Origin of the sequence: Streptomyces sp. NPDC005374, from assembly GCF_042872225.1 — a bacterium.
In the GTDB taxonomy this organism is placed as follows: Bacteria; Actinomycetota; Actinomycetes; order Streptomycetales; family Streptomycetaceae; genus Streptomyces.
Window position 1 is genome coordinate 432,637 of record NZ_JBIAKA010000003.1, and the last position, 25,808, is coordinate 458,444.

Consider the following 25,808-nt stretch of genomic DNA (forward strand, 5'->3'; position numbering starts at 1 on the left):
GGCTGCCATACGTCCCGCCGACGGGCAGCGAAAGAGGACGTCATTGACCCCGCGGTACCTGAGCAACCCTGGGGAGCCCGTCTACGACGTGGACGCTCGGCGCTATCTCGACGTGACGGACGCCCGTGACGAGGCCGCCCTGCACGACGTGTTCACGGACATCTACCGCACCAACCGCTGGGGCTCCGACGAGACCCGGTCGGGACCGGGCTCCGAGCTTCAGCGGATGAAGCGGGTGATCACCCAACTCGGCATCCTCATCGAGGACCTGGGCATCCGGTCGGTGCTGGACGCGCCCTGTGGTGACTTCAACTGGATGCGGTACGTCGAACTGCACGGCGCCTCCTACCTCGGCGGCGACGTCGTCGCGGAACTCGTCGAGGCCAACCGCGCCCACCACGCCGGCCCCGGGCGGGAGTTCCAGCTGCTCGACTTCACGGCCCAGCCCGTGCCGCGCGTCGACCTCATCGTCTGCCGGGACGCCCTGGTGCACTTCTCCTACCAGCATGTGGTGGAGGCGCTGACCCGCTTCCGGGAGAGCGGTTCGCGCTATCTGCTCACCACCAGCTTCTCCCGGACGTCCGCCAACACCGACATCGTCACCGGCTGGTGGCGGCCCATCAACCTCCGGCTCGCTCCCTTCGGCCTGCCCGCACCGCTCCACGTCATCGGCGACGACGAGTCCGACGACTTCTACGACGACAAGGCGCTCGCGCTGTGGGACCTCGAGCAGATCCCGGCCCGCTTCCCGGGCTACGAACCGGCCGCCGCCGAGTCGGGATCGCTGGGCGGCTGATCCTGGGAGCGCAGGTGGGCGAGAGCCTGCTGAGCGGCCAGTGTCCTCGGGTGACGTAGGCCGAGAACCTCCTCACAGGCCTCCCGTACCTCCACGAACTCCGCCTCAGCCGCCGTGAGTTCACCCTTCAGGCACAACAGGTCGGCCAGGTTGTGGCGTACCGCGAGGGTTCCGGGGTGCCGTGGCCCCAGCGTCTCCACGCAGTCCGCGAGCACCGTGCGGTACTCCTCCTCCGCCTGCTCGACGCGCCCGCGCAGATGCAGGACGTGGGCGGCACCGTGCCGTACGGAGAGCGTGAGCAGGTGCTGTTCGCCCAGCACGGTACGGCGGGCCTCGTACACCTCCCTGAACTCCTGCTCCGCCGCCGCCAGTCGGCCCTGGTCCTTGAGGAGGTCGGCGAGGTTGTGGCGGACCGCGAGGGTGCCGGGGTGGCGGGGGCCGAGGGTGTCGACACAGTCCGCCAGGACCGTGCGGTACTCGGTCTCGGCCCGGTCGGTGCGGCCCCGCAGGTGCAGGACGTGGGCGGCGCCGTGCCGAACGGACAGGGTGAGCAGGTGCTGTTCGCCGAGCACTTCACGGCGCGCCGCGTACACCTCCCTGAACTCCGTCTCGGCAGCCTCCAGTTGGCCCCGCTCCATCAGCAGGTCGGCCAGGTTGTGCCGGACCGCCAGGGTGTGCGGGTGCATGTCGCCGAGCAGTCTGCGGCGGACCTCGAAGACCTCCCGGAACTCGGTCTCCGCGTCGCCCGGCCAGCCCCGGTCGCGCAGCACCGTGGCCAGACCGTGCCGGGCGGCCACGGTCTCCGGATGGTCCTCACCGGAGGTGTCGGCGCGCAGCGCGAGCACCGTACGGAACTCGTGCTCGGCCTCGGCCAGGAGGCCGCGGTCACGCAGGACGTCCGCGAGGTCATGGCGCACGGCGAGCGTGTTCGGGTGGCGCTCGCCCAGCACCTCGGCGCACTCCCGGTGCGTTTCCCGCAACTCCTGCTCCGCCTGCCGGAACATGCCGCGCTCGTGCAGCACCTGGGCCATCTCGTGGCGGGTGACCAGGGTGTCGGGGTGGCTCGCGCCGAGTGTCTCGCGGTAGGCGTCCAGGACGAGGCGGTAGTCCTCCTCGGCCTCCGCGAGCAGCCCCCGGTAGCGGGCCATCCAGGCCACGCCCTTGCGGGCCGCGAGGGTCTGGGGGTCGCGCTCGCCCAGCAGGACGCGGCGCGTGGCGTGGACCGCGCGGTACTCGGTCTCCGCCTCGACCGGACGCCCCCGGTCGCAGAGCAGGTTCGCCAGCGCGTACCGGGCGTCGGCGGTCTCGCCGGCCTCGTCACCGAACAGCGCCCGGGTGTCCTCGAGGACGGTACGCAGGAGCGACTCGGCCGCCGGGAGCCGCCCGCGCTGCTGGAGCAGGTGGGCGGCGGCGGACCGTACTTCGAGCGCGTCCGGGTCACGCGGTCCGCAGGCCAGCACGACCGGCTCGCACGCCTCCAGCACCTCCTCCGCCCGGTCCAGCCAGCCCCGCCGGAACAGGTGCCGGGCCCCGGCGGCCGCTGCCCTGAGCGCCTTCGAGACGAGCTCGTCGTCCGCCTCGTAGGGGTCGCCGATCAGGGCCAGCGGGGCGTCGCAGTGCGGCAGCAGCAGCCGCCAGCGCGGCCAGTCGCGCGGGTCGTCCTCGCTCAGCTCGGCGGTGGCGCAGACCACCAGGTCGGCGACGACGGCCGCGTACTCCCGCATGTGCTCGGCCAGGTCCCGCTGGAGCCGGCCCGCGTCCCGGACGAGCGGGTGCATCAGCAGGGTGCGCGTGTGGTCGTCGCCGCCGTGGGGGGTGTGCAGTTCGATCAACCCGAAGTCGGCCAGCGAGGTGAGCGCGGTGAACAGCTCCTGGGGCGTGACGCCGGGCAGCAGCGAGGAGGCCGCCAGCCGGTCGGGGCGCAACAGGCCGACGAGCGGGACGGGCGCCTCGCCCAGACAGCACAGCAACCGCATCAGCGGACGGGCCTGGGCGATGCCCCGCCGCTCCAGGAGGTCAAGGGACAGTTCCCAGGTACCGGTCACCGGGACGGAGTAGTCGCTGCCCGGCCGCCCGGGCGGGTTCTCGTCGAGGAGCGCGGTGAAGCGCACGTCGAGGGCCGCGCGATAGTCAGCGTACGTCCGCACGGTCGTCGTGCCCGGCCAGGCGGGGAAGGCCGAGGCAGCCGCGAGATGCGAGCCCGCGATCCGCAGGGCCAGCGGCAGCCCGCCGAGCCGCCGGGCCAGGTCCTGCGCGTCCTCGCGCGAACCGGCCCGCTCCCCGGCGAGATCCCACAGCACCTCGGCCGCGTCGGTCTCCTCCAGCGCGTCCACGGCGTGCAGGGTGGCCCACGGCCCCCAGGTGGCCGGGCTGCTGTCCCTGCTGGTGATCAGCACCAGACCGGGCAGCTCCGCGGCCGGCCGTACCCAGCCGGTGCCCTCCGCCAACCGGCCGTACGGGGCCAGGTGTTCGGGCTCGTCGGCGTTGTCCACCACCAGGAGCCACGGGCTCGCGGTGTCGCACAGCCGCCGCCACAGCAGATCCGTCGCGCTCGAACGCCCTGACCAGGCACGGTCGATGAGATCCGCGGGCGTGCCCAGCGCGGCCACCACCTCACGCATCCCGGCGCTCAGCGCGGCCGGGTTCTTCGCGGTCACCCACCACACGTCGACGTTCAGCGCGGCGGCGTACGCGGCGATCTCCAGGGCGACCGTCGTCTTGCCGCCACCGCCCATGCCGTGCAGCACCCGCACACCCGAAGTCGGCTTGCCCACCAGCTGTTTGAGCGTGTCCAGCAGTGACTCGCGGCCCCGCACCCGCCGGTCCAGGCGCCCCAGCGGAGGAGCGACGGTCAGCGCGCCGGGGGTGCGGGTCTCCAGGGCGGCCGGTTGCTGCTGGATCTGGATGAAGACCGGGCGGGCCACGCCGGAGAACTCCTGCACGAACTCGGTCAGCAGGTCGGACAACGCGGGGTCACGGGCCAGCAGACCGCGCAGGGTCGCGTCCCACTCGTCCCGCTGCTCCCGCAGGATGACCTGCTGCCGGGCCGCCGGAGCCGCCGTCAGCGCCGCCCGCGCCTCGTCCAGCCGCGCCACGTCCTCCCGCCGCAGGATCCGCGAGATCCGGTGCCGGGCCACCTGCCAGGCGTCCGTGGTCATCAGTCCGACCATCGTGCCCGCTGCGGCGGCAGCGGTCTGGGTGAACAACTCTGCCCCGAACATCGAGGACCCCCCTGTCGGCACACACCTCGACGGTTACGTCCGAACCCCTCTCCCGTCTTCAGGTTCTCATGTCACGCGGGAGGAAGGGGACTTGATCCCGAGGGATCCCGACGGAAGGGCGGCCAGGGATGACGGGCAGCCGTCGTCGTGTTGCCCCACATGCACCACCCCTGTCATCTCAACACCGAGGGGGACCCGCTGGTCCTGCTGTCCGCCGTGGCCGGAGCGACCACCCGGATCGGGCTGGTGACCAGCGTCCTGGTCCTGCCCCTGTACGACCCGGTCGTCGTCGCCCACCAGACCGCCACGCTCGACCGGCTCTCCCGCGGCCGGTTCACCCTCGGCGTGGGCACCGGCTGGGACGAGGCGGAGTTCGCTGCCGTCGGGACGCCGTTCGCCGGGCGGGGCCGCCGTACCGACGAACAGCTGGACGCCGTACGGACCTTGTGGCGCGGTCAGCAGTCGCGTGGCGGGGCCGAGGTGCGACTCGGGGTGCGGCCGCGCACGCCCGGTGGACCACCCGTGTGGGTCGGCGGCCACAGCGACGCGGCCCTGCGCCGGGCGCTGCGGTACGGCGACGCATGGCACGGTTCCGGTCTCGACGCGGCCGGACTCGCCCAGGTGCGGGGCCGGTTGGCCGAGTTCGGGAAGGAGGCAGGGCGGGATCCGGCCACCCCGCTGGAGCTGACGTCGGGCCAACTGCTCGTACCCCCGGGTTTCGAGGCCGCCGTACGACTGTCCGGGCGGCGCCTGTTGGGCGGAGCCGAACCGACCGCCGAGCGGGTGCGGCAGGAGCTCCGGCAGCTGGCCGACGGCGGGCTCGCCGCCTGCTCGCTGTGGCTGCCGGTCGCCGGCGAGGCACTGCCCGACGCGCTCGCCCGGGTCGCGGAGGAGGTTCTTTCGCGACTGTCCGGCGAGTGACGATTCGGCTGACCTTGATGTAGTGATCATGTCAATCAGTGGGTCATCATGCCCGGATGGCGGCGTTACGAGGGACGTTACAAGGGACCGTACGAGGGGTGCTTCGCGTCGGGTCACGGGCGTGGCCACGAACGGCATCACGGCCTAGGCGTTCGGGAAGCGGAAAGGCGGCCGCCGGTACGGCCGCCCTCGTGCTGGTGCTCACGGCCTGCGGTGGCGACGGGGGCTCCGCCTCCACCGACGGCGGGCGGGCGACGGTCAGGGTGGCCGCGCTTCCCCTGAGCGACTGCGCCATGCTCTACATCGCCCAGGAGCGCGGACTGTTCGAGAAGGAAGGCCTCGATGTCCGCGTCCAGCAGATCCAGCAGAGCCTCCAGGCGCTGCCCGCTCTGTCCAAGGGGCAGATCGACATGATCGCGAGTGCCAACTACGTCACCTACTTCCAGGCCCAGGACCAGGGCACCCTCGACATCCGTATCGTCGCCGAGGCGATCAGGGCCGCGCCGCGCATGATGGACGTCCTGGTGCCGAAGGACTCCGACATCAAGACCCTCGCCGACCTCGCGGGCAGGAAGGTCGCCGTCAACGTCCTCAACAACGTCCAGTCGTTGACCTTCAACGAGATCCTGGCGAAGCGGGGTGTCGGCGCGCCCGTCTACCGGCAGATCCCGTTCCCGCAGATGGGGGCCGCCCTGGACAAGGGGCAGGTCGACGCCGTACACGCGGTCGAGCCCTACGACAGCTCCATCCAGGACGAGTCGGGGGCCAGGGTGCTGGTGGACGCGGCGTCCGCGCCGGTCGCGTCGATCCCGCTCAGCGGTTACATCACGACGGAGAAGTACGCCGGGAAGAACGCCGACGCGCTCGCGCGGTTCCAACGGGCCCTCAAGGCCGCCGTGAAGCTCGCCGACGCGGACCCGTCCCTGGTGCGCGAGGTCCTGCCGACGTACACCAAGGTCACCAAAGAGCAGGCGCAGCAGATCGACCTGCCGGTGTATCCGGCGACCATGGACGGCACGCAGATCGCCCGGATCACCGGGCTCATGGAGAAACAGCACATGCTGAAGAAGCCGATAGATCCGACGACGTTGCTGGTGAAGTGAGGTTCGCTCCTCGTGGGTTGGCAGGTCGGGGCTTGAAAGGGCCGTGCCGGTGCGGTGGTTGAGGGGGCGTCAAGACCTGGGGCTCGGGCTCCTCGGGGTGTTGCTCGCCTTCGGTCTGTGTGAGGCGGTGAGCAGGGCGGGCCTGGTTCGCCGCAGTTATCTGCCGCCGGCCTCCGAAGTCCTCGCCCGCGCCGTCGCGTTGGCGGGCGACCCGGTCTTCCTCGACGGGATCGCAGTCACCCTGCGCGCCTGGGCACTGGGACTCGCCCTCGCTGTCGCCGTCGCCGTACCGTTCGGACTGCTGCTGGGCAGCGTGCCGCTCGTCGACGAGGCAGCCAGGGCGATCGTCGAACTGCTGCGACCGCTGCCGTCCGTCGCCCTCATCCCACTGGTCTCGCTGCTGCTCGGCTCCGGCACCGAGACCGAGGTCGCACTGATCACCTACGCCTCGGTGTGGCCGATCCTCTTCAACACCGTCTACGGCCTGGGTGAGACCGACCCCCTCGCCAAGGACACCCTGCGCGCCTTCGGCTTCGGACGCCTCACGGTCCTCCTGCGCGCCGAACTCCCCGCCACGGCCCCCTTCATCGCCGCCGGCATCCGTATCTCCGCCGCCGTCGCCCTCATCCTCGCCGTCGCCACGGAGATCCTCTCCGGCTTCGGGGAGGGCCTCGGCATCTTCATCGCCCAGGCGGGCCTCGCGACGGACGGTACGAAGGATGTTCTGGCGGGCGTGGTCTGGGCGGGGATGCTGGGGCTCGTCATCAACGGCGCACTGGTGTGGGGTGAGCGGCGCCTGTTCCCGTGGACGCCGGAGCACCGGGAGACCGCGAGGCAGGGGACGGGCCGATGAGCGGGACGACACCGCCCGGGGGAGACGGCCCCCAGGACGGGACGTCACCGGGATCGGGGCCGCTTCCGGGCCGGCCGGTGGAGCCGGGGACGCCTGAGCCGTACACGGGCCGGCCGGTGGAGCCGGGGACGCCTGAGCCGTACACGGGCCGGCCGGTGGAGCCGGGGACGCCTGAGCCGTGCACGGGCCGGCCGGTGGAGCCGGGGACGCCTGAGCCGTACACGGGCCGGCCGGTGGAGCCGGGGACGCCTGAGCCGTACACGGGCCGGCCGGTGGAGCCGGGGATGTCGAGGGTGTCCGGGTCGCTTCCGGACCGCTCGGGGGCGTCCGGGCCGCACCCGAAGCGGCCGTTGGAGCAGGTCGCACGTGTGCCGCATCCGAACCTCCCGCCGTCCGCCCCGTCGCCCGCGCCCCGCTCCCCGGCGGTCACCCACCCCGCCCTGCTCCGTTGGCCGGTCCTCGTCCTCGCCGTGGGCGTCTGGGAGTCGGCCGCCCGTGCCCACGGCAGCGTCTACTTCCCGCCCCCCGACCGCATCGCCCGCCACATCCACGACCTGTGGTTCGACGGGCCCGTCCGGCACCTCTTCCTCAGCGCGGCCGCCGTGGACGACATCCTGCCCAGCCTCGGCCGGATGACCGCGGGGTTCGCCCTCGCCGCCGTCGCCGGGGTGGTGCTCGGCGTCGCGGTCGGCCGCTCGCGGCGGGTGTACGCACTGTGCAACCCCGTCCTCCAGTTCGCCCGGGCCGTCCCGCCCCCCGCTCTGGTCCCGGTGTTCGTCGTGGTCTTCGCCTTCGGTACGCCCATGCAGATCGCGTCGATCGCCTTCAGCGCAGTGTGGCCCGTACTCATCAACACCGCGGCCGGCGTCCGCAACACCGACCCCCTGCGCCTCGACGTCGCCGAGGTGCTGCGCCTCAACACCGCCGAACGCCTGTGGTTCCTCGTCCTGCCCTCGGCCCTGCCCCGTATCTTCGCCGGACTGCGCCTGAGTCTTTCGCTCTCCCTGATCCTCATGGTGTTCTCGGAACTGCTGCCGGGCACCGCGAACGGCATCGGCTTCACGCTCACCGAGGCCCAGACCCGCTCCGACCTGCTCACCGTATGGGCGGCGCTGGTCCTGCTCGGCGTCCTCGGCCATCTGCTCAACACCGGTCTGCTGGCGGTCGAGAAACGGCTGACCGGCAAGGGGAGAGCCGTATGAGTCACACCACCCGACCCCTGGCAGAAGGGGAACAGGGGACCGACCGCGTCCTCCGGCTCTCCGCGGTCGGCCAGCACTACGGCGACCACCACGTCCTGCACGACATCACCCTCACCGTCCCCGCGGGCCAACTCCTGTGTGTCGTGGGCCCGTCCGGCTGCGGCAAGTCCACCCTGCTGCGCACCATCGCCGGCCTCCTCCCCGCACACGAGGGCACGGTCACCATCGGCGACGACCCGGTCGACGGTGTCCCCGACAGCCTGGCCGTCGTCTTCCAGGACTACGGCCGTTCCCTCTTCCCCTGGCTCACGGTCCGCGACAACGTCGCCCTGCCACTGCGCCGGCGCGGCCTCGCCCGGGCCGAACGGCGTGCCGAGGCCGACCGCATCCTCGACCGCGTCGGCCTGTCCGGCGCCGCCCGCCGCCACCCCTGGCAGCTGTCCGGCGGCATGCAGCAGCGCGTGGCCATCGCCCGCGCCCTCGTCTGCCGCCCCACCCTCCTGCTCATGGACGAACCCTTCGGTTCCCTCGACGCCCAGACCCGGGAGGACCTGGAGGACCTCCTCCTGGAAGTCCACCGCACCGACGGTACGACCATCGTGTTCGTCACCCACGACATCGACGAGAGCGTCTATGTCGGCGACCGTGTCGTCGTCCTCTCCCCGGGCCCCGGCTCGCGCATCGTCCTGGACCTGCCGGTCCGGCTTTCCGGGCGGCGGGACCAGATCGCCACCCGCGGACTGCCGGAGTTCGTCGGGCTGCGGGCGGAGGTGGGGCGGGCGGTCCGCGGTCAGGGCGGTCAGGAGATCTGAACGCCCTGCCACACCATCCGGTGGCCCGAGGCCTGCACCCGTCGTGCCGTTGCCCGCGAGGCGGTCCAGCGGGCCGTCGGGGGCCGGGCGCCCGCCGGAGGTTGCCGCTCCGCCCCCGGTATCAGCGCCTTGGACGGCAGGACGCGGGCCACACCGCGGACGGCCGGGAGCCGTGCCCGGTCCACGCCGAGGACGGCCGGGAGCCGCGCCTCTGAAGTCCGAGGTGTCGTATGCCGGATGCCCGGGGCGTGGGACCTCGGCGCAGGCAGGGGCCCGCGCCACCCCCAGCGTCACAAGTCCCCTCCGCAGTGCCCGGTTTCGGCCCTGATTCACGCGATGGTGTGATCATGTCCCGGGCTGTGGATGCCACTCGGGAGGCCTGGGTAGGGCCCGGCTCATGACGCAGCAGCCCTTCGAACTCCCGCACTTCTACATGCCGTATCCAGCGCGGCTGAACCCGCACGTCGACGAGGCCCGCGCCCACTCGACCGTGTGGGCGCGCGAGATGGGCATGCTGGAGGGGTCCGGGATCTGGGAGCAGTCCGATCTCGACGCGCACGACTACGGCCTGCTCTGCGCCTACACGCACCCCGACTGCGACGGCCCCGCGCTGTCGCTGATCACCGACTGGTACGTGTGGGTGTTCTTCTTCGACGACCACTTCCTGGAGACCTTCAAGCGCACCCAGGACCGCGCCGGCGGCAAGGCCTACCTCGACCGCCTGCCCCTGTTCATGCCGATGGACCTGTCGACGCCGATGCCCGAGCCGGAGAACCCGGTCGAGGCGGGCCTCGCCGACCTGTGGACGCGCACCGTGCCGTCGATGTCCGGCGACTGGCGCCGCCGCTTCGCCGTCGCCACCGAGCACCTGCTCAACGAGTCCCTGTGGGAGCTGTCCAACATCAACGAGGGGCGGATCGCCAATCCCGTCGAGTACATCGAGATGCGCCGCAAGGTCGGCGGCGCCCCCTGGTCCGCCGGTCTCGTGGAGTACGCGACCGCCGAGGTCCCCGCCTCCGTCGCCGGATCGAGGCCGCTGAGGGTCCTGATGGAGACGTTCTCCGACGCCGTGCACCTGCGCAACGACCTGTTCTCCTACCAGCGCGAGGTCGAGGACGAGGGCGAGCTCAGCAACGGCGTGCTCGTCCTGGAGACGTTCTTCGGCTGCACCACCCAGGAGGCCGCCGACACCGTCAACGACGTCCTCACCTCCCGTCTCCACCAGTTCGAGCACACCGCCCTCACCGAGGTCCCCGCGGTCGCCCTGGAGGCGGGTCTCTCGCCGACCGAGGCGGTCGCCGTCGCCAAGTACACGCAAGGACTCCAGGACTGGCAGTCCGGCGGCCACGAATGGCACATGCGCTCCAGCCGGTACATGAACGCCCGCGCGCAGACGGCCAAGCCGTGGCACGGGCTGACCGGCGCGGGTACCTCCGCCGCCGACGTGGGCGCCCTGCTCGCCGCGGCCGGCGCCGAGCGGCTGCGCGCCTACACGCACGTGCCCTTCCAGAAGGTCGGCCCGTCCCTGCTGCCCGACTTCTCCATGCCGTTCGCGGTGGAACACAGCCCCCACCTGCCCGGCGCCCGGCCCCGCCTCCTCGAGTGGGCATACCGCATGGGCATGCTCCAGGAGGGCGTCTGGGACGAGGACAAGCTCGCCGCGGCCGACCTCCCTCTGTGCTCCGCGGGCATCGACCCGGACGCGAGCCCCGAGGCCCTCGACCTCAGCTCGCACTGGCTCGCTTGGGGAACCTACGGCGACGACTACTACCCCCTGGTCTACGGCGGCCGCCGCGACCTGGCCGCCGCCCGCCTCACCACCCAGCGACTGTCGGACTGCATGCCGCTCGACGGCGAACAGAGCCTGGTCCCCGTCAACGCCATGGAACGCGGCCTGATCGACCTCTGGGCCGACACCACCGCGGAGATGACCCCCGAGCAGCGACGCACCCTCAAGGACTCCGTGAACGTGATGACCGAGAGCTGGGTGTGGGAGGTGAGCAACCAGCTCCAGAACCGCATCCCGGACCCCGTCGACTACCTCGAGATGCGCCGCGCCACCTTCGGCTCCGACCTCACCATGAGCATGTGCCGGATGGGTCACGGGCCCTCTGTCCCGCCGGAGGTCTACCGCAGCGGGCCGGTGCGGTCGCTGGAGAACGCCGCCGTCGACTACGCGTGCCTGCTCAACGACGTCTTCTCGTACCAGAAGGAGATCGAGTACGAGGGCGAGATCCACAACGCCATCCTCGTCGTGCAGAACTTCTTCGGCATCGACTACCCGACCGGCCTCCGTGTCGTCCACGACCTGATGACCCAGCGCATGCAGCAGTTCGAACATGTCGCCGCACACGAACTGCCCGTCGTGTACGACGACTTCGGGCTCTCGGAGGAGGCACGCGAGGTGATGCGCGGCTACGTCCAGGACCTCCAGCACTGGATGGCGGGCATCCTGCACTGGCACCGCACGGTCGACCGCTACAAGTCCGAACACCTGGCCGCCCGCACCCACGGCTTCCTCCCGGACCGCCCACCGGCCCTCCCCGTGGCGGGCTGACGCCGAACCCTCCTCACGCCGGGCCGAGCCCGGGAGAGCACGTCACAGAACGTAGCGGCGCCCGTCGGTAACGGGACGGCGTTGTTCCGTATGCGGTTTCCCAACCTTCTCGTCCGGAATGGGGCATTCAGGGAACTTCGGTGGGGTCTCAGGAGTCTGACGAGGTACGGGAAACAGTCAGCAGAACACACGGGGGTGTTCAGACCTTGACCGAGATCATCGACAGGATCACCGAGAGCGACCAGGGCCGACCGGAAGCGGAGCCGGCGGCGCCGGGCGAGCTGACGCCGTACGTCGCGCCGCTGCCCGTCCCGCCCGTCCTGCGTCCCGCCTCGGGTGACGTGCTGCGCGAGACGGAGATCGCCCTGCGCCCGACCTGGGTGCGCCTGCACCCGCAACTGCCGCCGACCCTGATGTGGGGGTACGACGGCCAGGTGCCGGGCCCCACCATCGAGGTGCGGCGCGGAGAGCGCGTCCGCATCGCCTGGACCAACCGCATCCCGAAGGGCAGCGAGTACCCGGTCACCTCGGTCGAGGTGCTGCCGCCTGCCTCGCCGACCCTGCCGGGCCGCGAGGGCGCCGAGCCCAACAAGGACGTCGCCGCCCTGCCCGCCTGGTCGGTGACCCACCTGCACGGCGCGCAGACGGGCGGCGGCAACGACGGCTGGGCGGACAACGCGGTCGGCTTCGGCGACGCCCAGCTCTCCGAGTACCCGAACGACCACCAGGCGGTGCAGTGGTGGTACCACGACCACGCCATGAACATCACCCGGTGGAACGTGATGGCGGGCCTGTACGGCACCTACCTCGTCCGCGACGACGAGGAGGACGCGCTCCACCTGCCGTGCGGCGAGCGGGAGATCCCGCTGCTGCTCGCCGACCGCAACCTCGACACCGACGAGGACGGCCGGCTCAACGGACGCCTGCTGCACAAGACGCTCATCGTCCAGCAGCAGAACCCGGAGACGGGCAAGCCGGTCACCATCCCCTTCGCCGGGCCGTACACCACGGTCAACGGCCGTATCTGGCCGTACGCGGAGGTGGAGGCCGGCTGGTACCGCTTCCGGCTGGTCAACGCGTCGAACGCGCGCATCTACGACCTCGTCCTGCTCGACGAGGACGACAACCCGGTGCCCGGGACCGTCCACCAGATCGGCAGCGACGGCGGGCTGCTGCCGCGTCCGGTGCCGATCGACTTCGCCGGGGCGCTGCCCACGCTGACCGCGGCACCCGCCGAGCGCTTCGACCTGCTCGTCGACTTCCGCGCCTTCGCCGGCCGTACGCTCCGCCTGGTCAACAAGGGGCCGAACCAGCCCGCGGGTGTGCCCGACCCGGCGGGCGGCGTCCGCTATCCGGCGGTCATGGAGTTCCGGGTCCAGGAGACCTGCGGGACCGACACCTTCGAGCTGCCCGAGGTGCTCTCCGGCTCCTTCCGCCGGTACACGCACGACATCCCGCACGGCCACCGCCTGATCGTGCTCACCCCGCCCGGCACCAAGGGCTCGGGCGGGCACCCCGAGATCTGGGAGATGACGGAGATCGAGGACGCGGGCGGCATCCAGTTCCCGGCCGACGGCGTCATCCAGGTCACCGGTGCCGACGGCACTACCAAGACGTACCGGCGCACGGCACGCACGTTCAACGACGGCCTGGGCTTCACCATCGCCGAGGGCAGCCACGAACAGTGGAGCTTCCTCAACCTCGCGCCGATCCCGCACCCGATGCACATCCACCTGGCCGACTTCCAGGCTCTCAGCCGGGATCCGTACGTGGTGACGGGCTTCGACGCGACGGTGGGCGGCACCCGCACCCCGCTCACCTTCGACCCGTCCAGGACGATCCCGCTGGCGCCCAACGAGCTGGGCTACAAGGACGTCTACCGGGTTCCGGGGAGTCAGATGCTCCGCATCATGGGGAAGTTCGACGGGGCGTACGGCCGCTTCATGTACCACTGCCACTTCCTGGAGCACGAGGACATGGGCATGATGCGCCCCTTCGTCGTCATGCCCCCGGAGGCGCTGAAGTTCGACCACGGCGGGGCCCACGGCGGCCACGGCGAGGGGCACACGGGCTGAGGCCCGCCGCGCGCGGCGCGGGTCACACGGACTGACGCGCCCTGCGCCGGGCGTGCTCCACCGCGGCTCGTGCCAGCGCCCGGACGACCGGGTGCGGGCGCGAGCCGTCGCCGGACAGCTCCGGCTGGAACAGCGTGGCCAGGAAGAAGGGGTGGCCCGGAAGTTCGACGATCCGGACATGGCCGTCCTCGTCGTGCCCGGAGAAGCGCAGACCGTGGGCGCGCAGGATGTCCAGATGGCGGGAGGGGCCGTAGGCACAGAAATAGCGCTCCACGGTCCGCTCGGAGCCGATCACCGACCGGGCCAGTGAGCCGGGTTCGACGTTCACCACGCCCTCGTGGCCGGCGAGGGAACAGGTCAGCGGCTCGATGAGGAGGTCGTCGGCGTCCGGGTCGTTCTCGGCGTGTGCGACCCGGGTCAGCCCGCAGACGTCACGGGCGTACTCCAGCAGCGCGTGCTGGAACCCGCCGCACGTGCCGAGGAAGGGAATGCCCGCCTCGCGCGCCGTGCGGATCGCCGCGAGGGCTCCTGCCTCGCTGCGGTAGGGGCTGCCGGGCACCACCCACACCGCGTCGAACCCGCGCATGGAGTCGGCGTCCCCGGCGTCCGTGGACGGGATCCAGTACGCGTCGAGCACAAGGCGCTCACCCTCGACGAGGGCGGCCAGCAGGCCGGGGATGCGGGTGTGTGACACCACGTTGGGGGAGCGGTCGCCGACCAGGGCGATCCGGGCGGTCCGTGCCGTGTTCGTCGTCATGCCGTCATCCTGGAGGCCGCTCGAGGATCGCGTCCAACGATGATTACTGCACGCTCGATAAGCAGTTCTGATGTGATGCTGAGTGCATGGATCCGCACCTTCTGCGCACCTACGTCACCGTCGCCCGCCTCGCCTCCTTCTCGGCGGCCGCCCGCGAGCTCGGCTACACCCAGTCGGCGGTGTCCCAGCACATCGCGGCGCTCGAACAGGACCTCGGCGCGCCGCTGCTCATGCGCCGCCCCGTCGCTCCCACGGCGGCCGGTGCCCGGCTTCTCGAACACGCCCAACCGCTGCTGCTGCGCCTGGACGCGGCCCGCGCGGACGTCGCCAGGCTGGCGGCCGCGCCCGCACACGGACTGACCCTCGCAGTGGCTCCCACCGCGCTCGGACCGAGGACCCTCGCCGCCCTCCCGGCAGCGGGCGTGACCCTGCGGGTGACGGCCCGCGACGAGGTCCCCGCCGCCGTGGCCACCGGTACGGCCGACATCGGGCTGACCGATGGCCTGGCCGCCCCCAGCGACCCGCTGAGGCTCCCCGACGTGGCCCCGCTCACCACGCACGGCATCGGGGAGGAGCCCGTGTGCGTCCTGCTGCCGGACGCCCATCCGCTGGCCGGGCGCACCGGGCTGGACCTCGGAGACCTGGCCGACGCCCGCTGGATCGACGCCGCTGACACGGCCCTGCCGTTGTCCCAGCTCCGCGCCGCGAACGGCGGTCACGGTTTCCGGGCCGCCCTGCGCTACGAGGGCACCGATGTGAGCGTCCTGACCGCCCTCGCCGCCGCGGGGCACGGTCTGGCCCTGCTGCCCAGGTCCGCGACGGCCGGGGTGCCGGGCACCGTCGCCGTGCCCGTCACCCGTCCGAGGGTCGTGCACCGGACGGAACTGGTGTACGCGGGCTCACCGGACGGGGCGGCGGCGGACTTCGTCGACCTGCTGGTTCCGGACGCTTCCCGTTCCTGACCGGACGTCAGTCTCACTCGTTCGTGGCTCGTCGCGCGCCGGTGCGCCGGGTAGGCACCAGACGGTGGTGATCCAGCCGGAGGCGATCCATGGAACAGACTGCGTTGCGCCCCAAGCCGATGCCCGGTCAGGAGTCCGGCGGCGGCCGGAAGCCCGGCCCCGCCCGGCGCCCGCACGCCGCGCGCCGACGTGGGCGCCGGCTCACGACCCTGCTGTTCGGTCTCTTCGTCGCCGCCGTCCTGGTGCTGTCGGGGGTGGGCCTCGGGACGGTGGGCGCCACGGTGATCGGCATGAACAAACTGGCCGAACTCCGGCAACGGGCGGGATCGCCCCCCGGCGGCCCGTCGGCCTCGGCACGCCCGAGCCACGCCCCGTCCTCCGTGAGGCCGACGACCGCCCCGTCGCCGGTGCCCGCCGCCGCGACCCTGGGCCTGGAGGCCGTCGACGCCGAGAAGGCCGGGGCCCTGGTGGTCGGCGTCCACGTCCCGGGCCCGGGCTACACGGCAGGCCTGGTCCGGGGCGACGTACTCCTCGCCCTCGGCCGGACCCGTATCGACACGGCCGACGACCTCGCACGAGCCGTCGCCGACGCCCGCCCCGGACGCGAGCTCGTCCTGACGGTCCGGCACCGCAGCGGCGGGTACCAGCAACTGACGGCGGTACCGGGTGTGGTCACGTGAACGTCCTCGGCGTCACGACGGGCCCGGTTCCATCAGGACGCCTCATGGGCCAGGGTGTCGGGGCCGCCACCGGCATGACCGGCGGTCACCGTGGCCAGCTTCGTCCGGATGGTGTCGGCCTCCGGCATGCCGTGTTCGGTGTAGAGGGCGAGCGCACGTTCGTAGTGGTGGACGGCGAGGACGGCGTCGGCGAGCGTGTGGTGGGCTTCGGCCAGTCCGCCGTGGGCGTGGGCCTGTTCGCCCGGGTTGCCGATGTCCTCGGCGATGGTGAGGGCGTCCGTGTGGTGGGTGACGGCGTCGGTGGGGCGGCCCCCGGCCCGGGCGGCTTCGCCGAGGCCGTTGAGCGCCCTCGCCTCACCGTACCGGTCGCCGTTCTGGCGGTAGAGGGCGAGCGCCTGCCGGTGGCACTGCACGGCCTCCGCGTGCCGGTCGCATCGTGAGCGCACGACGCCCAGGCCGTGCAGTGCCCCGGCCTCGCCGTAGCTGTCGCCGACCTCGTGGATCAGCGTGAGGGCCTGCTCCAGGTGGTCGGCGGCCGGGTCGAGCCGGCTGAGCCGCGTCTCGACCGTGCCGAGGTCCATGAGTGCGTGTGCCTCCAGGTACCGGTTTCCGGTCCGGCGCAGCAGGGTCAGGGACTCCTGGAGACGGTCGGCGGCCTGGCCGTAGCGGCCCAACTGGACCTCGACGTGGGCGAGGTTCTTGAGGGCGATCGACTCGCCCGACCTGTCGTCGATGCTCCGGTGCAGCACCAGTGCCTGTTCGAGGTACTCGACGGCCGACAGGAAGTTGCCCAGGCGTTCGTCGACGAGGCCGAGGTTGACCAGGGCACGGGCCTGGCCGGTGGGGTCACCGGCCTTCCGGAACAGTGCCAGCGACTCCTCGATGTGCCGGCGTGCCGGCTCGTGCCGGGCCAGTTGATAGTGGGCGGTGCCGATCCCGAGCAGGGCCCGGGCCTCGCCCGCCGGGTCGGCGATCAGGCGGGCGGCGTCCCGGGCGTGGCCGTGGATCGTGAGGCCGTCGGTGTGGTGGCCGCTGATGAGGTGGCGGTACAGGGTCTGCGAGAGCCTGATGGCATGGGTGGGCCGGCCGTGGGCGGCGGTGTGGGCGGACATCGCCGTCAGACAGGCGCGCTCGGTGTCCAGCCAGGCGCGTGCGGCGTCGGGGTCGGACAGGTCGGGCACGGGTGTGGTGGTCCGGGGAGGGGCGGGCCGCAGGTGGGCCTCGGCCGGGTGCAGGCGGTCCATGGCGGCGGCCGCGGCGGCGAGGTAGTGGTCGAAGAGCCGGTCCAGTGCCGCCTCGCGGGCCTCCGGCGCATCCTGGGCCGTGGCGAGGCCGGCGGCGTAGGCGCGCAGCAGGTCGTGCAGGCCGTACCGGGTGGCGTCCATGTGCTGGACCAGATGGGCGCGGGCGAGGATGTGCAGGTCGCGGCGTGCGTCCGCCAGGTCGCTGCCGGTCAGCGCGGCCGTGGCGTGCGCGTCGAGGTCCGGGCCGGGGTGCAGGCCGAGTTGCCGGAACGTACGCGCCGCGTCGGCCGGTAACTGCCGTAGCGACCAGGAGAACACCGTGACGACGGCGGTCCGGGGGTCGCCGTCGGCGTCGAGCAGGTACAACCGCCGCTGATGGTCGGCGAGTTCGGCGGTGAGGTCGGTCAGCGGCGTGCCGGGGCGCGCGGCGGCGAGCTCCGCGGCGACCCGCAGTGCCAGGGGCAGCCGGGCGCACTGCGCGGCGAGGGTGTCCACGGCGCCGGGCTCGGCCTCGGCGCGGGGGCCGATGAGTCGGCGCAGCAGGGTACGGGCCGCGTCGGCGGACAGCAGATCGAGGTCGAGGCGGTGGGCGCCCTCCCGCGCGACCAGTCCGGCCAGGCTGTCGCGGCTCGTCACCAGCACCGCGCAGGAGCCGGTGCCGGGCAGCAGGGGACGGACCTGCTCGACGGTGGCGGCGTTGTCGAGCACGATCAGCATGCGCCGGCCCGCGACCTCGGTGCGGTAGCGCGCCGCCCGGTCGTCCGTCTCCAGCGGGATGTCCTGCCCGTGCACCCCGAGCGCGGTCAGGAAGCGGGCCAGCGCGTCGGGGGCGGTCATCGGTCGCTCGGGGTCGTAGCCGCGCAGGTTCACGTACAACTGACCGTCGGGGAAGCGGTCCCGGGCCCGGTGTGCCCAGTGCACCGCCAGGGCTGTCTTGCCCACGCCCGCCGTCCCGGACACCGCCGAGACGACCACCGTGGTCGGCCGTTCCTCGCTCACGACCAGGACCTTCTCCAGTCGGGCCAGTTCGTTCTCGCGACCGGTGAACCCGGCTGCTTCCAGGGGGAGTTGGGCGGGGACGACGGCCTTGGCGCGCTCGGCGCCGGCCCTGAACGGCAGCCGCGGGGAATCCTTCCCGCTCAGGAGCTCCTGGTGCGCGCGCCGGGCCTCCGCCCCAGGGGCGGTGCCGAGTTCGTCGGCCAGCCGCTTGCGCAGGGCGGCGTAGCAGGCGAGGGCCTCCGGGGCACGCCCGGCGGCGTGCAGCGCCCGCATCAGCGCCACCGCCAGCGGCTCGACCAGCGGGTGCTCGCCGACGAGGAGGGACAGCGTGTCGATCACCACGAGATGGCCGCCCACGCGGAGTTCGGCGTCCGCCCAGGCGAGAACGGCGTCGACGTACTGGTTCAGCCAGCTCTCCCGGGTACGCGCCGCCCACTCACCGGGCAGCCCGGCCAGTGGCGTGCCCTGCCACAGGGCCGTCGCCTCCCGCAACCTCAACACCCTTGCCGTGTCGGATGGTTCGGCCTGACGGGCCCGCGCGACCAGGTCCCGGAAGCGGTGCGCATCGACCAGGTCCGGCGCGATGTCGAGCCGATAGCCGGCCGGGCCGCGCATCAACGCCGGTGCTGTGGGCGGGACTTCGGAGCTGCCGGAGAGCTGCGGGGCGGTGTCCGCGAGGATCCGGCGGATGCGGGCGATGTGGGCGTAGAGAGTGGCGCGCACCTGTGCGGGCGGGTCCTCGCCCCAGACCCGGTCGATCAGTGTCTCGGCCGGTACCCAGCGTCCCGCGTCCACCAACAGCGCTGCCAGGACCGTACGCCGCTTGGCGGGGCCCAGTTCGACGGGGTGGCCGGACACCCATAACTCCACGGGCCCCAGCAGCCGAAATCCGGTCACGCCGTCTCCACCGCCCCACACCGTGAGCTTCACGATTTCTCCACCGGGCGCCACCCAACCACCTGCCCACCTGCGGGACAAGGTTTACGCAAGCTCCCCGGCAACCTCCTCGCGGCACCTTGTGCATGGCAACTCGCTCGCACCACGGACGACTTCCGTCCCGTGGGCGGCGCCCCGAGTGATGGAGGAACACGAGAATGAAGCGGATCCTGGCAAGGGCCGGCATCGCCCTGGGAGGCGTGGCACTGGCCACCACCGGCGCGTTCGTCACCGCGGCCCCCGCGAGCGCGGCACTGTCGGACTGTCCCTCCGGTGGGCTGTGCGCCTACCTCGGCGTCAACGGCTCGGGCGACCCCGGCGTGGTCTACGGCGACAACACCAACCTCCTGCAGTACAACAAGTTCAACAACGCCGAGTCGCTGTACAACAACGGCAACAACTGCAACGTGCGCATCTACTCCGGCACGGGCTACACGGGTTCCAGCTACGTCCTCGCCAAGGGCTACTACAACGGCTCCCTGGCGAACACCGTGTGGTGGCACAACGTCGCCTCCAACGACTGGTGCGTGTGAACACAGCCACGGCGCGACGGACACTGCTCGCGGTGCTCCTTGTGCTGACCGCGGCCGGCTGCTCCCGCCAGGAGCAGCCCGGCCGCGGGCCCGCAGCGCTCGACGTCCGGCCCCTGTCGGGCGTCACCGCGTCCAGCCACGCCGACGCCGTACGTCTGTACGACCGTGAGGAACGAGCCGTCGCCGCCTGTATGGGCGCCCGCGGCCAGACATACACGCCGCAACCCCGTACCGCGTCCGCGCGGGGTGAGGAGACCAACCCGTACGGGCTGCTGACCGTAAAGAAAGCGACCCAGGACGGGTACGGCATCGTCGGCGAGTACCTCTACCGACGGGCCACGCCCGTCCCGGCCGCCGAACCCCACCGGGCGGCCTGGCAGCGGGCCCTGACCGGTACCCCGGCGCACCGGGTGAGCCTGCGGCTGCCCGACGGCGTCAGCCTGGCGTACTCCACCGACGGCTGTGTCGCCCGGGCCCGCACCGAGCTGTACGGGGCGGACTGGAACACGGTCGAACCCCTCACCGCAGGACTGGTCAACCGTGTCCTCGGCGCTGTGGAAAAGGATTCCAAGTACCTCTCCGCCGTGGGCCGTTGGTCCTCGTGCATGACGAAGGCGGGGCACCCGGCGAAGGACCTCCAGGCTCCCCGGCAGGCCGTCGACTCCCGCCTGCGCACAGCCGCCTCGGACGAGAAGGCCCTGCGCGCACTCGGCAGCGACGAGATCCGCACCGCCCGAGCCGACGCGCTGTGCCAGCTGGAGACGGGACTGTCCGAAGCCGTCCGGGACGTCCAACAGGCGGTTGAGAAGCGTCTGTTGACGGCAGCCGACAGAAAAACCGTGGCGAGCTACGTGACGGACCGGCGCAGGGCACTGGCCACCGCCACCGCGTGAACCGCCGGTCTCCGCGGAGGCCGGCGTTCCCGCATGCCCGGAGGCGTTCGGCCGACCCGTCGCCCGTGGAGAAGCCGCAGATCCGGACCCGGGTCCACCTGATCGTCGGCGATCGCGGCACCCACGAGGCTCCCGCGCTCAGGGCCAGGCCGGCCTGCATCCCCGGTCGAGCTGCACCGCGCCCCGACCGGCTCTTCTCGGATCACATCCGGACCGACCACCCCTGGCAGTTCCTCCGGACCAGGACCGTCGAACAGGTCATCGACCCCCTCGCCGCTTCCGCCGGCGGATCTCCGGTACAGGACGCCCGCGCACGGGCCGCACCGCGTCCGGTCGGGCAGCGATCCCAGCTCTCCGGGCCGGCACCATCGACGTACGCGACCTGGAGAACGTACCGCTGCCCGTGGCTCGGCAGCAGACCGCGCGGCAGTGCCGGTGGGATCATGATCAGGACCACGCCCGGCGTGCCGGACTCCGTGGACATCATGTTCTTCGACGCGCGTCCGAAAGTCGTGTCGATCGGCTCGCGCGCCCCCCGCCGTCCGGGCAGGATGCTGCCCACAGACCTTCGTCCGCCCCGGGAGGCCCGCATGACCGGCACCGCAGCGCCCTTCGCCGCCGACGACTACAAGGCCCGCATGGAGCGCGCGGTGCGGTCGGCGGCCGAGGCCGGGCTCGCGGCTCTCCTGGTGGCCCCCGGGCCGGACCTCGTGTGGCTCACCGGTTACGCGCCGACCGCGGCCACCGAACGGCTCACCCTGCTGGTCCTCGCCCCCGGCCAGGACCCCGTCCTCGTCGTCCCCACCCTGGAGGCCCCGGACGCCGCCAGGGCAGCCGGGGCGAGCGCCCTGACCCTGCGGGACTGGACCGACGGCAAGGACCCCTACGCCGCCACGGCCACCCTCCTGGACGCCGCCGGCCGTTTCGGCATCAGCGACAACGCCTGGGCCATGCACCTGCTGGGCCTGCAGAAAGCACTGCCCGGCAGCTCGTACGCCTCTCTGACCGAGGCCCTGCCGATGCTCCGTGCCGTCAAGGACACGGCCGAACTGGAACTGCTGGCCGCCGCGGGCGCGGCCGCGGACGCGACGTTCGAGGAGATCCGGAAGGTTCCCTTCGGCGGCCGCCGGGAGTCCGAGGTGGCCGCCGACCTGGCGGACCTGCTGCGCCGGTTCGGCCACTCCCAGGTCGACTTCACCATCGTCGCCTCGGGGCCGAACGGCGCCAACCCGCACCACGAGGTGGGCGACCGGATCATCGAACGCGGCGACATGGTCGTGCTCGACTTCGGCGGCCTCAAGGACGGCTACGGCTCCGACACCTCCCGCACGGTGCACGTCGGCGAGCCCACCGAAGAGGAACGCCGGGTGCACGACCTGGTGCGCGCGGCACAGGAGGCGGGCTTCCGTGCCGTACGGCCCGGAGTGCCGTGCCAGGAGGTCGACCGGGCCGCCCGTGCGGTCATCGCCGACGCCGGGTACGGCGACCGCTTCATCCACCGCACCGGGCACGGCATCGGCGTCACCACGCACGAACCGCCCTACATGATCGAGGGCGAGGAGCAGCCCCTCGTCCCGGGCATGTGCTTCTCCGTGGAGCCGGGCGTCTATCTCCCGGGCCGTTTCGGGGTCCGTATCGAGGACATCGTCACGGTCACCGAGGACGGCGGCCGCAGGCTCAACGACACGACTCGCGAGATGGTCATAGTGGACTGACCCGGCCCACGAGCCCACCATCCCTCCAGTGACTACGGCGCGACCATGACCCAGGCACCGACACCCACCGCGGACACGGTCCGCAGACTGGTCCGTTCCCTGCTCAAGGACAGCACGTTCGGCGCGGCCGGCACGGGCGGACCCGAGATCCGGCCCGTCGCCGAGGCCGACGAGCACTCCACGTGGTGGGTCGGTACCCGCCATGTGCTGCGCCTGGCCCACGACCGGGAGGCCTCCGCCCGCAGGCGCCGCGAGCTGCGCCTGCGCGACGCGGTACGCGCGCACCTGCCGGTCGCCGTGCCCATGAGCGTCGCCTACGGCGAGTGGGCGCCGGGGCTGGCCTACACCCTGGACACCAGGGTGCCCGGCGGCTCGGCGGAGGAGCACGACGTGTCCGCCGTCGGCGAGGCCGACCTGGCCGGGCTGCTCACGGGACTGCGTGAGGTGCCGGTACGGCAGGCGGAGGCGCTCGGCGTACCGCGCGTCGCCCCGCGCTCCCTGGAGTCGCTGCGCCGCGAGGCCGGCCGGGCCGTCGAACGCCTGGGCAAGGCCGACGAGTTCGACCCGGCCCGGCTCCAGCAGCTCGCCTCGCCGGCCGCGGTCCAGCTCGCCGCGCAACCCGGCAGCGCGGTCCTCGTGCACCACGCCCTGACCGGCGAACACCTCGTGGTCAGCGCCGACGGCCGGGTGCGGGGCGTCCTCGACTGGACCGACGCGGTCGTCGGGGACCCCGCCGAGGACATCGCGGGCCTCGCCCTCGCCGTCGGCTCGCCCGCCGCGGTCCGCGCCGCCACCCTGGCCGGTTACGGCGCCCGCCCCTGCCTGCGGGGCCTCTGGCTGGCCCGCTGCGACACCGCGATCCGTCTTGCCGCGGGTCTGGAGGGCCGCGAGGGCGCTTCGCTGAGCCTGCTGAGGACCCGCCTCGCACGCGCCTGGGAGGCGATCCTGCTGGAACGGGTCACCGAGCTGCGGGACGAGCCGGACGACACGGAGGTGTAGGCGCTCCACCTGGTCTTTTCCACCCTCCCTCCACCCCTGGGCCGAGGCGCCCGACCGCACCCGCGCCGGATAGTCGAAGCATGACGATCTCCGACTGGCTCATCGATGTGGCGCTCCTCCTCGTGGTCTTCCGGCAGCTGCGCGAGGAGAGACTGACCCTCCGTACGGTCCTGCTGCCGCTCGCGCTGATCACCTGGGCCGGGGCCACCTACCTGCACCACATCCCCACCGCGGGCCATGACCTGCTGCTGGTCGGCCTGTTCGCCGGGATCGGCGTCGCCTTCGGCCTGGCAGGGGGCCTGATCACCCGGGTGCGGTTCGCCGACGGGCACATACGGGTCAAGGCGACCCTGGGCGCGGCGGCTCTGTGGGTGGTCAGCATGGGCTTCCGCCTCGGTTTCGCGGTCTGGTCCTCCCACGCCTCCGGTGGGGCCTTCGTGGCCCGCTTCTCCGCCGATCACGACATCACCAGTGAGCAGGCATGGGTGGCCGCCCTGGTCCTCATGGCCTTCGGCGAGGTCATCGTCCGCCTGGGCGTGATCGTCGTCCGCGGTCTGCGCACACGTGCCCGCCACCAGGGACCGGCCGCCCTGCCCGCCCTCGCGTGAGCCGGGGAGGAAAGGGGGCTCGTCGGATCACGCCTGCAGCAGCACCACGCACGACTCCCCGGGCACATGCAGCACCCCGCCCGCGCCCGGGGCCTCCACGGGCTCCCAGGCCGCCAGGACGCGGGCCTCGCGGGGCCCCAGGGGGATGGCGGCGGGCGACTTGGCGAGGTTCACGGCCACCCGGACGTCCCCGCGGCGGAAGGCGAGCCAGCGCTGGTCCTCGTCGTGGGCGACCTTGGTGTCGGCGAGGTCGGGGTCGGTGAGATCCGGCTGTTCGTGGCGCAGCGCCAGGAGCCGGCGGTACCAGGCCAGCACCCGCGCGTGGGGTTCCCGTTCGAGTTCGGACCAGTCGAGGCACGAGCGGTCACGGGTCGCCGGGTCCTGCGGGTCGGGCACATCCTCCTCGGCCCAGCCGTGCTCCGCGAACTCCCTCCGCCTGCCCCGCCGTACGGCCTCCGCGAGTTCGGGATCGGTGTGGTCGGTGAAGAACTGCCAGGGTGTGCCCGCCGCCCACTCCTCACCCATGAACAGCATCGGCGTGAAGGGCGCGGTCAGGGTGAGCGCCGCCGCACAGGCCACCAGGCCGGGGGAGAGCGACGCGGCCAGCCGGTCGCCCTGAGCGCGGTTGCCGACCTGGTCGTGGGTCTGGGAGTAGCCGAGCAGCCGGTGCGCCGCCACGCGCGTACGGTCCAGCGGGCGCCCGTGGGCCCGGCCTCGGAAGCTGGAGTAGGTGCCGTCGTGGAAGTAGCCGCCGGTGAGCGTCTTGGCGAGGGCGGCGAGGGGTGCGCGGCCGAAGTCGGCGTAGTAGCCCTGGGCCTCGCCGGTCAGCGCGGTGTGCAGGGCGTGATGGAAGTCGTCGTTCCACTGCGCGTGCAGCCCGAGACCGCTCTCCGTGCGGGGCGTGATCAGCCGCGGGTCGTTGAGGTCCGACTCGGCGACCAGGAACAGCGGCCGCCCCAGATCGGCCGCGAGGGTGTCGACGGCGGTCGACAGCTCCTCCAGGAAGTGGCACGCGCGCGTGTCGGCCAGCGCGTGCACGGCGTCCAGACGCAGCCCGTCGATCCGGTAGTCCCGCAGCCAGGAAAGGGCGCTGCCCAGCAGATAGGCGCGCACCTCGTCCGAGCCGGGCGCGTCCAGGTTGACCGCGGAACCCCAGGGCGTGTGGTGCGTGTCGGTGAAGTACGGCCCGAAGGCGGGCAGGTAGTTGCCGGACGGCCCCAGGTGGTTGTGCACCACGTCCAGGACCACCCCGAGGCCCAGTTCGTGGGCCCGGTCGACGAAACGCTTGAGGGCCTCGGGGCCGCCGTAGGGCTCGTGGACGGCCCACAGGGAGACGCCCTCGTAACCCCAGCCGTGCCGCCCGGGGAAGGGGCACAGGGGCATCAACTCGACGTGGGTGACGCCGAGTTCGACGAGGTGGTCGAGACGGGCGGCGGCCGCGTCCAGGGTTCCCTCGTGCGTGTACGTGCCCACGTGCAGTTCGTACAGGACCGCGCCGGGCAGCGGACGGCCCGCCCATCGCGTACGCCATGCGTACCGTTCGTGCTCGACGACCGCGCTGAGGCCGTCCGGGCCGTCCGGCTGACGGCGCGAGCGCGGATCGGGCAGCACCGGGCCGTCGTCCAGCGCGAAGCCGTAGCGCGCGCCGTCCCCGGCCGCCGCCTCCGCGAACCACCATCCCGCGCGTTCCGGATCGCGCTCCAACGCGTGCGTGGCACCCTCGCAATGGAGCGTCACACGGCCGGCCTGCGGGGCCCACACCTCGAACTGCATGGACGATCCCCTTCGTCTGCTCACCGTGTTGTAGCCCGTCCATGGTGCTTCAAACGAGATCGATCCGCCTTTGAATCTTCCTGTTTGCGGCAGGTGTCGTCAGGTACGCGCGTGTGGCGGCCGTTGTCTCGTTTTCTGGACACCCGGGGTTCACTGCCCGACAATCACC

General features: G+C 72.4%; 20 protein-coding genes. 15 read left to right on the forward strand and 5 right to left on the reverse strand.

Going from position 1 to position 25,808, the window contains the following annotated elements; translation table 11 throughout:
• Nucleotides 1-43: 43 nt before the first annotated feature.
• Nucleotides 44-796 (forward strand): class I SAM-dependent methyltransferase, encoded by a 753-nt coding sequence (locus tag ACFYRX_RS10275; protein WP_389097906.1) that lies wholly within the window; start codon nucleotides 44-46, stop codon nucleotides 794-796.
• On the opposite strand, the gene fxsT is transcribed toward ACFYRX_RS10275, so the two are convergent.
• Nucleotides 754-4,017 carry an FxSxx-COOH system tetratricopeptide repeat protein gene (gene fxsT, locus ACFYRX_RS10280; RefSeq protein ID WP_389097907.1) on the reverse strand — a complete coding sequence of 1,088 codons (3,264 nt, stop codon included), beginning with the start codon at nucleotides 4,015-4,017 and terminating at the stop codon, nucleotides 754-756. The genes ACFYRX_RS10275 and fxsT overlap by 43 nt on opposite strands.
• A gap of 159 nt (nucleotides 4,018-4,176) precedes the next feature.
• Here fxsT and ACFYRX_RS10285 point away from each other — a divergent pair, with 159 nt between their 5' ends.
• The 5 genes from ACFYRX_RS10285 (at nucleotide 4,177) to ACFYRX_RS10305 (ending at nucleotide 8,908) form a co-directional block, all read left to right on the forward strand.
• Entirely contained in the window at nucleotides 4,177-4,938 is a 762-nt protein-coding gene (locus ACFYRX_RS10285; RefSeq protein ID WP_389097908.1) for a TIGR03619 family F420-dependent LLM class oxidoreductase, read from the forward strand.
• Between the two features lie 191 nt (nucleotides 4,939-5,129).
• Nucleotides 5,130-6,041: an ABC transporter substrate-binding protein gene (locus tag ACFYRX_RS10290; RefSeq protein ID WP_389097909.1), complete on the forward strand. Its 912-nt coding sequence runs from the start codon at nucleotides 5,130-5,132 to the stop codon at nucleotides 6,039-6,041.
• 58 nt (nucleotides 6,042-6,099) lie between these two features.
• Nucleotides 6,100-6,894 carry an ABC transporter permease gene (locus tag ACFYRX_RS10295; RefSeq protein ID WP_389097910.1) on the forward strand — a complete coding sequence of 265 codons (795 nt, stop codon included), beginning with the start codon at nucleotides 6,100-6,102 and terminating at the stop codon, nucleotides 6,892-6,894.
• Nucleotides 6,895-7,178: 284 nt separating this feature from the next.
• A complete protein-coding gene (locus tag ACFYRX_RS10300) occupies nucleotides 7,179-8,096 on the forward strand; it encodes an ABC transporter permease (RefSeq protein WP_389097911.1) in 918 nt (305 codons plus the stop codon).
• Entirely contained in the window at nucleotides 8,093-8,908 is an 816-nt protein-coding gene (locus ACFYRX_RS10305) for an ABC transporter ATP-binding protein (RefSeq protein WP_389097912.1), read from the forward strand. The genes ACFYRX_RS10300 and ACFYRX_RS10305 overlap by 4 nt, the downstream gene beginning before the upstream one ends.
• Here the strand turns inward: ACFYRX_RS10305 and ACFYRX_RS10310 are convergent.
• Nucleotides 8,896-9,093 (reverse strand): hypothetical protein, encoded by a 198-nt coding sequence (locus ACFYRX_RS10310; RefSeq protein ID WP_389097913.1) that lies wholly within the window; start codon nucleotides 9,091-9,093, stop codon nucleotides 8,896-8,898. The two genes, ACFYRX_RS10305 and ACFYRX_RS10310, sit on opposite strands and share 13 nt — an antisense overlap.
• Nucleotides 9,094-9,305: 212 nt before the next feature.
• Here ACFYRX_RS10310 and cyc2 point away from each other — a divergent pair, with 212 nt between their 5' ends.
• Complete coding sequence (gene cyc2 / locus ACFYRX_RS10315) at nucleotides 9,306-11,465, forward strand: germacradienol/geosmin synthase Cyc2 (RefSeq protein ID WP_389097914.1); 2,160 nt, start codon at nucleotides 9,306-9,308, stop codon at nucleotides 11,463-11,465.
• A gap of 206 nt (nucleotides 11,466-11,671) precedes the next feature.
• A complete protein-coding gene (phsA, locus tag ACFYRX_RS10320; RefSeq protein WP_389097915.1) occupies nucleotides 11,672-13,540 on the forward strand; it encodes an O-aminophenol oxidase PhsA in 1,869 nt (622 codons plus the stop codon).
• Between the two features lie 22 nt (nucleotides 13,541-13,562).
• On the opposite strand, the gene ACFYRX_RS10325 is transcribed toward phsA, so the two are convergent.
• A complete protein-coding gene (locus tag ACFYRX_RS10325; protein ID WP_389097916.1) occupies nucleotides 13,563-14,297 on the reverse strand; it encodes a hypothetical protein in 735 nt (244 codons plus the stop codon).
• Nucleotides 14,298-14,383: 86 nt separating this feature from the next.
• Here ACFYRX_RS10325 and ACFYRX_RS10330 point away from each other — a divergent pair, with 86 nt between their 5' ends.
• Nucleotides 14,384-15,259, forward strand: a complete 876-nt coding sequence (locus ACFYRX_RS10330; RefSeq protein WP_389097917.1) for a LysR family transcriptional regulator — start codon at nucleotides 14,384-14,386, stop codon at nucleotides 15,257-15,259.
• 89 nt (nucleotides 15,260-15,348) lie between these two features.
• On the forward strand, nucleotides 15,349-15,939 hold the full coding sequence (locus tag ACFYRX_RS10335) for a PDZ domain-containing protein (RefSeq protein WP_389097918.1): 591 nt from the start codon (nucleotides 15,349-15,351) through the stop codon (nucleotides 15,937-15,939).
• A 32-nt stretch (nucleotides 15,940-15,971) separates the two neighbouring features.
• Here the strand turns inward: ACFYRX_RS10335 and ACFYRX_RS10340 are convergent, their stop codons facing one another.
• Complete coding sequence (locus ACFYRX_RS10340; protein ID WP_389097919.1) at nucleotides 15,972-19,112, reverse strand: tetratricopeptide repeat protein; 3,141 nt, start codon at nucleotides 19,110-19,112, stop codon at nucleotides 15,972-15,974.
• 164 nt (nucleotides 19,113-19,276) lie between these two features.
• On the opposite strand from ACFYRX_RS10340, the gene ACFYRX_RS10345 reads away from it, so the two are divergent.
• The 5 genes from ACFYRX_RS10345 to ACFYRX_RS10365 all read left to right on the forward strand — a co-directional run bounded on the left by ACFYRX_RS10345 (nucleotide 19,277) and on the right by ACFYRX_RS10365 (nucleotide 23,866).
• Nucleotides 19,277-19,651, forward strand: a complete 375-nt coding sequence (locus ACFYRX_RS10345) for a peptidase inhibitor family I36 protein (protein ID WP_389097920.1) — start codon at nucleotides 19,277-19,279, stop codon at nucleotides 19,649-19,651.
• On the forward strand, nucleotides 19,648-20,544 hold the full coding sequence (locus tag ACFYRX_RS10350) for a hypothetical protein (RefSeq protein ID WP_389097921.1): 897 nt from the start codon (nucleotides 19,648-19,650) through the stop codon (nucleotides 20,542-20,544). The genes ACFYRX_RS10345 and ACFYRX_RS10350 overlap by 4 nt, the downstream gene beginning before the upstream one ends.
• A 590-nt stretch (nucleotides 20,545-21,134) precedes the next feature.
• Nucleotides 21,135-22,259 carry a M24 family metallopeptidase gene (locus ACFYRX_RS10355; RefSeq protein WP_389098224.1) on the forward strand — a complete coding sequence of 375 codons (1,125 nt, stop codon included), beginning with the start codon at nucleotides 21,135-21,137 and terminating at the stop codon, nucleotides 22,257-22,259.
• Nucleotides 22,260-22,304: 45 nt separating this feature from the next.
• Nucleotides 22,305-23,258, forward strand: a complete 954-nt coding sequence (locus ACFYRX_RS10360; RefSeq protein WP_389097922.1) for an aminoglycoside phosphotransferase family protein — start codon at nucleotides 22,305-22,307, stop codon at nucleotides 23,256-23,258.
• Between the two features lie 80 nt (nucleotides 23,259-23,338).
• Entirely contained in the window at nucleotides 23,339-23,866 is a 528-nt protein-coding gene (locus ACFYRX_RS10365) for a hypothetical protein (RefSeq protein ID WP_389097923.1), read from the forward strand.
• A gap of 27 nt (nucleotides 23,867-23,893) precedes the next feature.
• Here the strand turns inward: ACFYRX_RS10365 and treZ are convergent, their stop codons facing one another.
• Nucleotides 23,894-25,639, reverse strand: coding sequence for a malto-oligosyltrehalose trehalohydrolase (treZ, locus tag ACFYRX_RS10370; RefSeq protein WP_389097924.1), 1,746 nt, complete (start codon nucleotides 25,637-25,639; stop codon nucleotides 23,894-23,896).
• Nucleotides 25,640-25,808 lie beyond the last annotated feature (169 nt).

Coding starts and splice junctions, on each gene's coding strand:
- fxsT (WP_389097907.1), bottom strand. CDS start 4,017: ATGTTCGGGGCAGAGTTGTTCACCCAGACCGCTGCCGCCGCAGCGGGC.
- ACFYRX_RS10285 (WP_389097908.1), top strand. CDS start 4,177: ATGCACCACCCCTGTCATCTCAACACCGAGGGGGACCCGCTGGTCCTG.
- ACFYRX_RS10300 (WP_389097911.1), top strand. CDS start 7,179: ATGTCGAGGGTGTCCGGGTCGCTTCCGGACCGCTCGGGGGCGTCCGGG.
- ACFYRX_RS10305 (WP_389097912.1), top strand. CDS start 8,093: ATGAGTCACACCACCCGACCCCTGGCAGAAGGGGAACAGGGGACCGAC.
- cyc2 (WP_389097914.1), top strand. CDS start 9,306: ATGACGCAGCAGCCCTTCGAACTCCCGCACTTCTACATGCCGTATCCA.
- ACFYRX_RS10325 (WP_389097916.1), bottom strand. CDS start 14,297: ATGACGACGAACACGGCACGGACCGCCCGGATCGCCCTGGTCGGCGAC.
- ACFYRX_RS10330 (WP_389097917.1), top strand. CDS start 14,384: ATGGATCCGCACCTTCTGCGCACCTACGTCACCGTCGCCCGCCTCGCC.
- ACFYRX_RS10335 (WP_389097918.1), top strand. CDS start 15,349: ATGGAACAGACTGCGTTGCGCCCCAAGCCGATGCCCGGTCAGGAGTCC.
- ACFYRX_RS10345 (WP_389097920.1), top strand. CDS start 19,277: ATGAAGCGGATCCTGGCAAGGGCCGGCATCGCCCTGGGAGGCGTGGCA.
- ACFYRX_RS10355 (WP_389098224.1), top strand. CDS start 21,135: ATGACCGGCACCGCAGCGCCCTTCGCCGCCGACGACTACAAGGCCCGC.
- ACFYRX_RS10360 (WP_389097922.1), top strand. CDS start 22,305: ATGACCCAGGCACCGACACCCACCGCGGACACGGTCCGCAGACTGGTC.
- ACFYRX_RS10365 (WP_389097923.1), top strand. CDS start 23,339: ATGACGATCTCCGACTGGCTCATCGATGTGGCGCTCCTCCTCGTGGTC.
- treZ (WP_389097924.1), bottom strand. CDS start 25,639: ATGCAGTTCGAGGTGTGGGCCCCGCAGGCCGGCCGTGTGACGCTCCAT.